Below are 11,960 nucleotides of genomic sequence, written 5' to 3' on the forward strand. Positions count from 1 at the left end.
CGATAGCCGCGGGCACGGACGGTCTCAGGAGCGGGCGAGGTGCACGCCCGACCTCGGCCGGGCGAGCTGCTCGTCGAGGTCGCGCAGGACGTGCAGGAATGCTTCCGAGAACGTCGGGAACGGCTGGATCACGTCGAGCAGCACCGCGACCGGTACCCGCGCGCGGATCGCCAACGTTGCCTGCTGCAACCATTCCCCGGCCTCCGGGCCGACCGCGTGCGCTCCGATCAGCACCTCGCCGTCCGACACGATGGTCAGGAAGCCGGGCTGGCTGTCGTACGCCCGCGTGTAGGTCGCCGTCCGGGGCACCCCGGACAACTGCACCGTGCTCGTGAAGGGCCCGTCCGCGGCGCCGACCGACGCGGCCTGCGGGTAGCAGAACACCACCCGCGGGACGGCGTCGTAGTCGGCCGTCCGCGGCCGGCCGAGGATGTTGCTCGCCACAACGCGGCCTTGGTACTCCCCCACGTGCGTGAGCTGCCACAGCCCGGTGATGTCGCCGATCGCCCAGAGCCCGGGCCCGACGGCGAGCCGGTCGTCGACCGGGATGCCCCGCGGGTTCGGTGTGATGCCGACCGTCTCCAGCCCGATGCCCTCGACCCGCGGCCGGCGGCCCGTCGCCGCCAGGAGCTTGTCGCCCCGGAGCTCGGACCCGTCAGCCAGTACGACGACGTACTCGCCGTCCTCCCACGAGGCCCGCGAGATGTCCAGACCGAGCCGGACGTCGACCCCGTCCGCCGCGAGCGCCGTCGCCACCGCGACCCCGACCGCCCGCGGCTCGCGCCCCAGCAAGTGCTCACCCCGCTCGATCAGTACGACGGCCGACCCCATCCGCGCGAGCGCCTGACTCATCTCGACCCCGGTCGCGCCGCCGCCCAGCACGAGCATCCGCGCCGGAACCTCGGTCATCCCCGTCACCTCACGGTTCGTCCACACCCCGGGCACGTCGCGCAGCACCGGCGGAAGCACCGGATCCGCCCCGGCCGCGATCACGATGTCGCCGGCCGTGTAGCGCCGGTCGCCGACCATCACCGCGCCCGGCCCGTCCAGGCGTCCACTCCCCCGCAGGACGTCGACGCCGGCACCGGCGGCCCACGCCACCTGCCCGGCGTCGTCGTACGACGAGACCATGAAGTCGCGCCACGCCAGCGCGGCCGGTACGTCGATCGCGCCGGTCACCGCCTCGCGCGCGCCCGGTACCTCGCGGACCTCGGCGAGCGCCTCGCCGGGCCGCAGCAAGGTCTTCGACGGGATGCACGCCCAGTACGAGCACTCGCCGCCCAGCAGTTCACGCTCGACGACGGCGACCCGTACGCCGCCCTTGGCCAGGGCCGCGGCGCAGTGCTCGCCCGGCGCGCCGCCGCCGAGCACGATGACGTCGTAGTCGTGCCCGAGCTTCGTGTCCATGGCCTGTACTCCTCGCGCTCACCGGATGCCGACAATCCGAGCGTCGCTCAGGCCACGCCGGGTCGAGCCAGGGAGTCTCCCTGGGCACCGCGGACCAGGGACATCCCCTGGTGCGAGTCGGCCCCGCCGGAGCGGATCGTCGGAACCCCAGCCGAAGGAGCGACATGACCAACGACGGCGGCGTGGTCCCAGCCGGTACCCGGCCGGACGAGCCGCTCGCGGCGTTGCGCAGCAGCACCGGGACGGCGCTGCTCGCCGCAACCGTGCTCGCGTCGATGGTCGGCTTCCTCGACGCGTACATGGTCAACGTCGCCATCCCGTCCATCGGTACGGCGCTGAACGCCGGAGTCACCCAGCTGCAGTGGGTCGTCACCGGTTACCTGCTGGCGGTCGCGTCCCTGCTGCTGCTCGCCGGCGCGCTGGCCGACCACTTCGGCCGCCGCCGGATCCTCGTCGTCGGCCTCGGCATCATGTTCTTCGCGTCGCTGGCCTGCGCCGCCGCGCCGAACGTCGAGCTGCTGATCGCGGCCCGGGCGATCCAAGGGATCGGTGGCGCTCTCGTCGTACCGAGCAGTCTGGCGCTCCTCAATGGCACGCTTCGACCCTCCGACCGGACCAAGGGCATCGGAGTCTGGGCCGGGATCTCCACACTCGGTACGACGCTCGGCCCGTACGGCGGCGGCTGGCTGATCGACCACGGCTCCTGGCGCTACGTCTTCCTCCTCAACATCCCGCTGATCGCGGCGGCGTACTGGGTGCTGCGCCACGTCCCCGAGGTGCAGGGCTTCCGGCGTCCGCTGTCGCTCGACCTTCTCGGCGGACTGCTCACCGTGCTCGGCCTCGGCGGCGTCATCTACGCCCTCACCGCCGGCCCGTCCTCCGGCTGGGGCAGTGCACCGGTCCTGGTGTCCGGCCTGGTCGGCGTCGGCTGCCTCGTCGCGCTGGTTCCCCTCGAACAGCGTCGAGCCGCACCGATGGTCCGTACGGCGCTGTTCCGGATCCGGCAGTTCGTCGCGATCAACGCCACGACCATCCTCTTCTACGGCGCACTGAGCGCCGCGTCCTACCTCGTCGTCCTGCAGTGCCAGCTGCAACTGGGCTACAGCGCCACCGCGGCCGGAGCCGCTCTGGTCCCGGAGTCCGTCGTGTTCCTGCTCGTGTCGCCGTTCGTCGGCAGCCTGGTGGCGCGGGTCGGCACCCGCTGGCCGATGAGTGTCGGCATCCTGATCGTGGCCGCCGGGTTCGCCTGGCTGTCGATGGCCGAGCCGGGCGACGGCTACCTGACCGCCGTACTGCCGGGCGCCATCTTGTGGGGTCTCGGGATCGGACTGGCGGTCGCGCCGCTGACAGCCGCCGTACTGGCTGCTGTCGACGACTCGGACCTCGGTGAAGCGTCAGCCGTCAACGACGCCGCGTCCCGCGTCGGCGGCGTGGTCCTGGTCGCCCTCGTGCCGGCGCTGATCGGCGCCGGCGGTGCGACCAATCTCGCCGAGCCGCTCGCCGACGGCTACCGGACGGCGATGCTCGTGCTGGCCGGTGTGGCCGTTGCCGGTGCCCTGATCACCGTGCTGTTCGTCGCGTCCGGCCGGCCGAAGGTCGCGCAGATGCCCCATGCCCAACCCCGTGTCCACGGCTGCGCCGTACCGACCTCGTGACAGGAGCCACCATGACCGAGACCCTCACCACCGTGCAGTCCGAAGGGACGCTGGCCGGCCAGACCGTGGTCGTGATCGGCGGCAGCTCCGGCATCGGGCTGGAGACCGCCCGCCAGGCCCGCGCGGCCGGGGCACGGTTGTTCATCACCGGCCGGAACCGCGAACGGCTGGCCCAGGCCGCGACCGAGATCGGCGCGGAAAGCTCGGCGACACTTGACGTCAACGACTCGGTCCGGCTCGAACGGGTCTTCTCCGGACTGCCGCAGCAGATCGACCACGTGCTGGTCAGCGGCGGCGGCCCGACGTACGCGCCGATCGCGGAGATGGACTTCGACGAGGCGCTGCGCGGGTTCGAGGAACGGCTGATCGGCGCGCTGCGGATCGCGCAGCTGTGCATCGGGCGGATCCCGGCCGGCGGCTCGATCACGCTGATCGGCGGTACGCACGCGCGACGTCCCGGCCTCGGGCTGGTCCTGGCGGCGATCGGTACGGCGGCCCTGCCGGCGATCGCCGCCAACGCCGCGATCGAGCTGGCGCCGATCCGGGTGAACACGATCGCGGCCGGCTTCGTCGACACTCCGCTGTCGGCGCGGCTGCTCGGCGGGCACCTCGACGAGCGGCGGGACGAGCTGCGCGCGACGCTGCCGATCCATCGCGTCGTCGGTCCGGAGGACGTCGCCGCGCTCGCCGTCCACCTGATGACGAACACCGCACTGACCGGTGCGACGTACGACGTGGACGGTGGTCAGCAGCTGATTCCCTAGCCGGAGAGCTTCTCCAGGTCGGTGCGGGGCAGGGCTTCGCGGAGCTGCCGGCGGGAGGTGATGCCGAGCTTGTCGAAGATCTTCCGCAGGTGCCACTCGACCGTGCGCGGGCTGAGGAACAACCGCGCGCCGACCTCCGGGTTGGACAGCCCGTCGCGGACCAGCAGCGCGATCTGCTGCTCCTGCGGGGTCAGCTCGGCGCCGGCCAACGGCGTCCCGATCCGCTTGCGGACGGTCTCACCCGTCGCCAGCAGCTCCCGGCGCGCACGCTCGGCGAACGACTCCATGCCGATCGAGCCGAAGGACTCGTGCGCCAGCCGGAGCTGCGCGCGGGCGTCGACCCGGCGGCTCTGGCGACGCAGCCACTCGCCGTACAGGAGACGCGACCGCGCGAGATCCGGTCTCAGCCGGGTGCCTTCGAGCTGCTCGATCGCCTCGACGTACGCGTCCTCGGCGCCACTCACCAGCCCACGGGCGCGCGCCGCCAGACCCAGTCCCCACGGCCGGCCGGTACTTTGCGCCCGTTCCTCCAGCCGTTCCAGAGCATCGGCCGCGGATTTCAGGTCGCCACTGCGGACGGCGGCCTCGACCCACTCGCCGAGCGACCAGGCGGAGACGAACAGCTCGGGCGTGTCGTTGCCCGCCATCCGGGCCGCCAGCAGCGCCTCGTCGTGCCGGCCGACGGAGTTCAGCAGCACGGAGCGGGCGTAGTGCGCGTACTGCACCGCGGTCCCCTGCCCCTCGGCCGACGCGGTCCGGATCGTTGCCTCGATCAACGAGTAGGCCTCGTTCTCGCGGCCGCGCAGCGACGCCAGCACCAGCCCGCCGTACGGCGCGATCTTGGTACCGGTGGCCTCCCGGACCGCGGCCGCCTCGGCCTGCAGCGAAGCGGCCTCGCTGAAGTCGCCCTCGAGGGCGACGACCTGGCCGAGCACGTTGAGCCCGACCGCCAGGACGGCGAGAGCGCCGGTACTGCGCGCCACCTCCACCTGCCGGGTCGCCGCGCCGATGCACGCCTCGAAGTCCCACGCCGCCGCCGCGGCTGCCGTCGCGACCCAGCCCCAGCGCAGCACTTCCTCGGCGGTCACGTCGCCACGCGCGAACGCCTGGGCCGCCTCCCGCAGCATCGGCAGCGCCTCGGCGCGTTCGTCGGTCAGCAGCAGCGCGAACCCGTCGAGCAGCAGATCGGACCCGCGCCCGTCGGCCTTGGGCGCCGTCCGCGCCGCACTCGACACCTTCCGCAGGTCCGCGGAGGTCGCCAGCCGGCCGGCGAACAGCGCCGCACTCCACGCGTCGAGATAGGTGTCCCGGGCAAGCCGTGCGTCGAGCGGCTGGAGCGTCTGCGCCGCGCGCAGCAGCAAGCCCGGCGCCTCACCACCCCGCTGCACCGCGAACGCGGCCTCGGCGCGAAGCATGTCGACCCGGGCCCGCCCGAGCTCGTCCAGCTCCCCGGCCTCGGCGGTGGCCAGCATGCCCTGTGCCGTGTCGAAGGCTCCGGCCTGCAGCCCGGCCTGCGCCGCGGCCAGCGCACGATCGCCGCGCCGCCCCGGATCGGCGGTCAGCGCGACGGCCCGCTGCAGGAACGCCGCCGCGGCCGCGAATCCGCCACGCGACTGGGCTCGGAGCGCCGACTGCTCCAGTTCCAGCGCGACCGCTTCGTCCGGTCCGGACGCCGCGGCGGCGAGATGCCAGGCCCGCCGGTCGGGATCGAGCTCCGGGTCGGTGACGTGGGCCAGGGCCAGGTGGACGTCGCGGAGCTCCTGCGCCGTCGCCGATCCGTACAAGGCCGACCGGACCAACGGGTGGCGGAACGTGACGCGTTCCCCGAGCGTCAGCAGGCCGTCGATCTCGGCGAACGCCGAGGCGACGCCGAGCTTGTCCGCGGCCCTCCACACCAGGATGGGGTCGCCGACCGGTTCGGCGGCCGCGACGAGCAGGAGCCGCCGCGTCGACGACGGCAGCAGATCCGCCTGGCGCAGAAAGCTCTCCTCGATCCGCCCGGGCAGCATCTGGGCGCCCAGCAGCCCGAAACCGCCGGCGAGCTGGGTCTGGGTGAGTCCACGCGGCAGCTCGATCAGGGCGAGCGGATTGCCGCCGGTCTCCGCGACGATCCGGTCGCGGACCGGCTCGTCGAGGACGAAGCCGACGACCGATCCCAGCAGCGCCCGCGCGTCGTCGTCCGGCAGGCCGCCCACGGTCAGCTCGTCGAGCGGCCGCAGCTCGTCGCGAACCTCGCGCGCGCCGAAGAGCAGCCCGAGCGCCTCCGCGTGCAGGCGCCGGGCCACGAACCCGAGCGTCTGCGCCGTCGCGGTGTCCAGCCACTGCGCGTCGTCGACGATGCACAGCAACGGCTGCTTCTCGGCCGCCTCCGCCAGCAGGCTGAGCACGGCCAGCCCCACCATGAAGCGGTCCGGCGGAGGACCTTGCTGCAGCCCGAACACGGTCGCGAGCGCAGCCTGCTGCGGCGCGGGCAGCTGCGGCACGCGGTCGAGCAGCGGCCCACAGAGCTGGTGCAGCGCGGCGAAGGCCAGCTCCTGCTCGGACTCGACGCCCACCGCACGGAGCACCCGAAGCTCGGGCGCCGCCTCCACGGCGTACTCGAGCAGGGCGGTCTTGCCGACTCCTGGCCCACCACCGACCACCAGCACCCGGCTGCGGCCCGCGCGCACCTCGGCTACCAGGTCGTCGAGCACCCCGCACTCCGACCGACGCCCGAAAAGCTTCATGCCCCGCCCCTCCGCCGCGAGCGGCCGGCGCGCCACGCCCTTGCCGACCCGCGCCAACCCTAACTCTCCTCGGCCGTCGGCGGACCGATCATCTCGAACTCAGATCTTGTTCATGTCGCCCCGGTTCACTGAGGGCTCCGCCCTCGTCACCGTCAGGAGTCAGTCGTGGATCGTCGAAGCTTCCTCCGCGCCGCCGTCATCGGTTCGTCCGCCTCGGTCGCCTTCGGGTTCAGCGTGACGCCGCAGGCGCTCGCCTTTCCGGCCCAGACCGGCCCCAGCCCGTACGGCGGACTGCAGGCCGCGGACGCGAACGGCATCATGCTTCCGCAAGGCTTCACCAGCCGCGTGCTCGCCCGCTCGACCCGCGCTGTCAGCGGGTACACCTGGCACAACGCGCCGGACGGCGGCGCCTGCTTCGCCGACGGCACCGGCTGGATCTACGTCTCGAACTCCGAGGTCGGCAGCGGCAACGGCGGGACCAGCGCACTCCGCTTCAACAGCAGCGGGACGATCACGAGCGCGTACCGCATCCTGTCCGGTACGACGCAGAACTGCTCCGGCGGCGCGACCCCGTGGGGCACCTGGCTGTCGTGCGAGGAGACCGACCTCGGCTACGTCTGGGAGACCGACCCGTACGGCGCCAAGGCCGCCGTACGCCGTCCGGCCCTGGGCCGCTTCGCCCACGAGGCCGCCGCGGCCGACCCCGATCGCCGCGTCGTCTACCTGACCGAGGACACCCCCGACGGCGGCTTCTACCGCTTCGTCCCGACCACCTGGGGCAACCTGTCGGCCGGCACGCTGCAGGTACTGCGGGAGTCCGGCGGCGCCCTGTCGTGGGTCACCGTTCCCGACCCGGACGGCAGTCCGACCCGGACCCGCAAGCAGGTCTCGGGCATGAAGCAGTTCAACGGCGGCGAAGGCTGCTACTACCGCAACGGCACCTGCTTCTTCACCACCAAGGGCGACAACCGCGTCTGGGCCTACAACGCGGTCAGCAACACCATCGCCATCGCGTACGACGACGGCCTGACCCCGAACCCGCCGCTGACCGGCGTCGACAACATCACCGGCACCTCGTCAGGCGACCTGTTCGTCGCCGAGGACGGCGGCAACCTGGAGATCTGCGTCATCACCCCGAACGACGTCGTCGCGCCGTTCCTCCGGGTCACCGGCCAGTCCGGCTCGGAACTGTGCGGCGTCGCCTTCAACCCGGCGGGCAACCGGCTGTACTTCTCGTCTCAGCGCGGGACAACCGGGTCGAGCAGCGGCGGGATCACCTACGAAGTCACCGGCTCGTTTCGCTAGCGGCAGGTCGGCATGATCGTTCGGGCGGTGTCGCGGTCGGCGGCGGTGATCGGCAGGGCGTACTTGCGGGCGACCTGGAGGTAGCGCAGCACGTAGACGCAGCGGTAGGCCCGGTTGAGCGGCATCCACTCCCCCGGGCCCGAGTCGTTCTTCGACGCGTTGGCCGGGCCGTCGACCGCCAGCAGGTTGGCGGCCTGGTCGTTCGCGAAGTCGACGCGGCGCTGGGCCGGCCAGCGCGCGGCTCCCATGTCCCACGCCCTGGACAGCGGGTAGATGTGGTCGATCTGCACCTTGGACGCCGTGGCCTTGCGGAACTCGACGCGACGACCGGTGTACGGCTCGGTGGTCAGGGTGCCCTCGACGACGACGCAGCTCTTCGCCGTGCGGTTGTGGACGGCGGTCAGCTGTGCGGCCAGGACGTCGTTGCGGGTGTCGCAGCCGTTGTGCCCACCCGGGCCGTTGTGGTCGTCGGTCCAGCTCTGCCCGAACTTGTCGCGGGTGTACCCGGCCACCTCGGGCCGCTTCGCGATGACCCGGGCGCCGCGGAGCTCCGCGTCGATCGCCTTGGCGGTCGCGCCTTGGGGTTTGGCGATCGACGGAGGCGGCGAGCTGGGTCGCGGGGTGGGCCTGGGCCCGGCGCCGGCGACCGTACAGCCGGAAAGGAACAGGACAGCAACAAGCAGGAGGCGGATCACCGACGGAAAGTTACCGGCGGAAGCCCGTCATTCCCCGCCGCACGCGCCGACGCGCGTCGACTATCCGAGTCGCTCGACCGCCCCCGTCCCGACCACCCACGCATCCGGGAAGCGCAGGTCCTCCCAGAAGGCCGCAGGCTGCTCCAGGCCGATAGTTGCCGTCAGCCACAAAGTCGCGGCCATCCCGTGCGACGCGACGATCACCGGCCGTCCGTCCGCCGCCGCTACGTGCTCGGCGACGCCGGCTGCGAACCGCCGTACGACGTCCTCCCGCGGCTCCCAGTCGTCGTGGTCGACGCCGTCGACGTACGCCCGGCGCCGGGTCCGGAAGTCCCCGTCGTACGCCTCGACCCGCTCGATCTCGTCGAAGCGCCGATCGGTGATCACCGGGCCGAGCGGCTCGATCGTCGCGATCGCCTTCGGCTCGGTACTCGCGACCAGGCGAGCGCCGGCCGGAAGCCGCGCGCACAGCTCGCGTGCGGCCTCCCGCCCTTCCGGACCGAGCACCCAGTCGCGCGCGGGCGTCTCCGGCCCGTGGACGGGCATGGCGTGGCGGACGAGGACGAGCATCCGGACAAGCTACTACCCGGCCCAGCGGCCGGTGAAGAAGGTGAGCGCGACGACGGTCGACAGCGGGGCCACGACGCACAGATAGGTCGTCCGGACCCACGGATTGCGCAGGCTCCAGACGCACAGGCCGACCCACAGCGGCCACCACAGAAGCGTTGCCCGGGGCATCGACATCAACCAGTACGACGTACCGAGAGCGAACAGGCTCAGCCCGATGTACGTCGCCTCCGCCCAGCGCCGACGCCGGACGAGCAGCGCGAGCAGAACCACACCGACGACCGTGGCCACCAACTCGGCCTGGAACATCGCGGCGTACCCCGTGGTCTGGACGTGGTCGAAAGCAGCGGTCCACGTGGTCGACCAGGTGTGCCACGGCGCCGTGAGGTCGCGGTACCAGCCGCGCTCCTGGGCGTGCTTCCACGCCATCAGGTCACCGGTGTTCGCGTAGAGGTAGAGAAAGTAGGCGGCCACCGGCAGTCCGGGGACGGCCAGCCACGGGATAGCAGACCACTTCCGGTGCCCGCGGGCAGTGACGACGAAGTGCACGGCTATCGCCGCCGCCAGGAACAACCCGGTGATCCGCACCGAGGTCGCGAGCGCCGTGAGCAACGCCGCCAGCGCCCATTGATGACGCCGAGCAGCCAGCCAGGCCGGCAGCGCGAACGCCAGGAAGAGGGCCTCGGAGTAGCCCGCGGCCAGGAACACCGCGCAGGGCGACAGCAGGAAGAACAGCACGGCGTCCCGGTCCGCGCTGGTCCCGGGCCGCTCCAGCCGGACGATCCGGGCCAGCGCGAGCACGACGACCGCTCCGCTGACGAAGGAGATCAGCACGCCGGCGAGCGTCCAGTGCGGGAGCACGGTGTGGACCGCCCGAAGGACGATCGGGAAGCCGGGGAAGAACGCCTCCCGGTTGTCCCAGCCCTCCGTCCACGGCCCGGTAGTGCCCGGGAAGTACCCGTCACGGGCGATGTCGCGGAAGTGGTACCAGTCCCACTGCTGGAACGCCGCCGCGAGCTTGCCCGGGTCGTGGGTCTCGGCGTCCGCGGGGAACAGCCAGCGCGCGCAGTACGCGGTCGTCCAGACGGCGACACGGGTCAGCGCGTACAGGTACAGCACCCTGCGATCCACCGGCGTGAGCCAGTCTCGTCGCGAGTACGCCGGGGACAGGGCGGGTCGTTCCGCCGTACTGGTGTGCGTCATCACCCCGTACTTGCCCGCAGCCCCCATTCCCCTTCTCGGGGATCAGGCTTCGGGATCGAGCAGGTGGTTGTAGGTCATGAACGCGGTCCGCAGCTCCTTGTAGCCGACCCGGTCGAACAGGACCGTCATCGTCGTCCCGTCGTACCGCTCGACCAGGCCCGGCCCGAACGTGCGGTGCCTGACCCGGCTGCCGACCGGGAAGGGCTGCTCGGCCGCGGGCGCCGCCGTCCGGCCGGACAGGTCGTTGTCGCAGTTGCCGCACGGGCCGTCGTACCGCTCGCCGAAGTAGCTGAGCAGGAACTCGCGCCGGCAGCCGCTGTGCTCGGCGTACGCCGCGACCATCTCCACGCGGGAGCGCGCGACCTCGCGCCGGTCGTGCTCGACCGCCGACGCCTTGGCGACGGCCTGGTCGACGTCGGTGCGCGCGGCGAGCTTGAACCGGTGCGTGACCGTGACCGCCCGGGCGTCCGTCAGCCGGCCGAAAGCGCGTTCGACCCGGGCCGGGCTGAGCCGGCTCGTCGCGGCGAGCTCGGCGATGTCGGCCGGATGGTGCTCGTCGATCGCGGCGGCGACGGCGTACAGGTCCTCGTCGCGGACACCGCCCGAGGCGAAGAACCGGTTGATCCCGAGATTGGCGTGGCGGTAGAACAGCTCGATGTCGGCGGGCTCGCCGTCGCGGCCGGCGCGGCCGATCTCCTGGTAGTAGGCGTCGACCGACCCCGGCGCCTCGGCGTGGCTGACCCAGCGGATCCCGGGCTTGTCGATTCCCATGCCGAAGGCAACGGTCGCGACGACGACCCGGTACCGGTCGGCGAGGAAGCCGTCCTGGACGTCGCGGCGTTCCTTCGCCGCCAGGCCCGCGTGGTAAGCCTGCGCGGACACCCCGGCGAGGCCGAGCTCCGCGGCCAGCTCCTCGGCGTGACGATGCGTCGCGACGTACACGACGCCCGGTCCGCGGGACGACCGGACGTGACTCAGCAAGCGGCGGTTCTTGGTCTCCTCGTCGGCGAACGTGTGCACCGCGAGGTTGAGGTTCGGCCGGTCGAAACCGCCGACGACCACGGCCGGCGAGCGCATCTCGAGCCGGTGGACGATCTCGTCGCGCACCGGCGGTGCGGCGGTCGCGGTCAGCGCGAGAGTCGGCGGCCGGCCCATCGTGCGGATGGCCGCGGCCACGCGGAGGTAGTCGGGCCGGAAGTCCTGCCCCCACTCGCTGACCAGGTGCGCCTCGTCGACGGCCACGAGGTGTGGCCGGGACGCCGCCAGCAGGTCGAGCACGTCTACGTGGGTGAGCTGCTCCGGTGACATCAGGACGAAGCCCGTACGGCGTTCCGCCAGCATCGCGCGTGCCTGGTGCTGCCCGGCGTGGTCGCCGGAGTTCAGCTCCGCGACCTCCGCACCGGCCGCCGACAACGCGCGCAGCTGATCCCGCTGCAGCGCGACCAACGGGCTGACCACGATCGTCAGTCCACCCAACGCCAGTCCGGCGAGCTGGTAGATCGCCGTCTTGCCCGTCCCGGTGGCGAGCACCGCGAGCGTGTCCTGCCCGTCGAGCACCGCCCCGACCGCCTCGGCCTGCCCAGGCCGCAGCACGTCGTACCCCAACCGCTCCCGCGCCAGCGCGGCGACGTCCTGCAT

9 protein-coding genes are annotated in these 11,960 nt (G+C 72.4%); 3 read left to right on the forward strand and 6 right to left on the reverse strand.

Annotation, left to right across the window (positions count from 1 at the left end; all coding sequences use genetic code 11):
- Positions 1-24: 24 nt before the first annotated feature.
- A complete protein-coding gene (locus ABD235_RS09780) occupies positions 25-1,407 on the reverse strand; it encodes a dihydrolipoyl dehydrogenase family protein (RefSeq protein WP_344172232.1) in 1,383 nt (460 codons plus the stop codon).
- A gap of 164 nt (positions 1,408-1,571) precedes the next feature.
- Between ABD235_RS09780 and ABD235_RS09785 the strand changes: the two genes are divergently transcribed.
- Together ABD235_RS09785 and ABD235_RS09790 are read left to right on the forward strand one after the other, a co-directional pair.
- Positions 1,572-3,062: an MFS transporter gene (locus ABD235_RS09785; protein ID WP_344172234.1), complete on the forward strand. Its 1,491-nt coding sequence runs from the start codon at positions 1,572-1,574 to the stop codon at positions 3,060-3,062.
- An 11-nt stretch (positions 3,063-3,073) separates the two neighbouring features.
- A complete protein-coding gene (locus ABD235_RS09790; RefSeq protein ID WP_344172236.1) occupies positions 3,074-3,826 on the forward strand; it encodes an SDR family oxidoreductase in 753 nt (250 codons plus the stop codon).
- Here ABD235_RS09790 and ABD235_RS09795 read toward each other — a convergent pair.
- Positions 3,823-6,552, reverse strand: coding sequence for an ATP-binding protein (locus tag ABD235_RS09795; protein ID WP_344172238.1), 2,730 nt, complete (start codon positions 6,550-6,552; stop codon positions 3,823-3,825). The genes ABD235_RS09790 and ABD235_RS09795 overlap by 4 nt on opposite strands.
- A gap of 165 nt (positions 6,553-6,717) precedes the next feature.
- Here ABD235_RS09795 and ABD235_RS09800 point away from each other — a divergent pair, with 165 nt between their 5' ends.
- On the forward strand, positions 6,718-7,857 hold the full coding sequence (locus tag ABD235_RS09800) for an alkaline phosphatase PhoX (RefSeq protein WP_344172240.1): 1,140 nt from the start codon (positions 6,718-6,720) through the stop codon (positions 7,855-7,857).
- On the opposite strand, the gene ABD235_RS09805 is transcribed toward ABD235_RS09800, so the two are convergent.
- Genes ABD235_RS09805 through ABD235_RS09820 form a run of 4 tightly spaced genes read right to left on the reverse strand, consistent with a single transcriptional unit; the run spans position 7,854 to position 11,960 of the window.
- Positions 7,854-8,552: an HNH endonuclease family protein gene (locus ABD235_RS09805; RefSeq protein ID WP_344172242.1), complete on the reverse strand. Its 699-nt coding sequence runs from the start codon at positions 8,550-8,552 to the stop codon at positions 7,854-7,856. The genes ABD235_RS09800 and ABD235_RS09805 overlap by 4 nt on opposite strands.
- A 60-nt stretch (positions 8,553-8,612) precedes the next feature.
- Positions 8,613-9,122, reverse strand: coding sequence for a histidine phosphatase family protein (locus ABD235_RS09810; RefSeq protein ID WP_344172244.1), 510 nt, complete (start codon positions 9,120-9,122; stop codon positions 8,613-8,615).
- 12 nt (positions 9,123-9,134) lie between these two features.
- Positions 9,135-10,349, reverse strand: a complete 1,215-nt coding sequence (locus ABD235_RS09815) for a mannosyltransferase family protein (RefSeq protein WP_344172246.1) — start codon at positions 10,347-10,349, stop codon at positions 9,135-9,137.
- Positions 10,350-10,364: 15 nt separating this feature from the next.
- Positions 10,365-11,960: a RecQ family ATP-dependent DNA helicase gene (locus tag ABD235_RS09820; RefSeq protein ID WP_344172248.1), complete on the reverse strand. Its 1,596-nt coding sequence runs from the start codon at positions 11,958-11,960 to the stop codon at positions 10,365-10,367.

This window comes from Kribbella lupini, assembly GCF_039529595.1.
GTDB classification, from domain to species: domain Bacteria; phylum Actinomycetota; class Actinomycetes; order Propionibacteriales; family Kribbellaceae; genus Kribbella; species Kribbella lupini.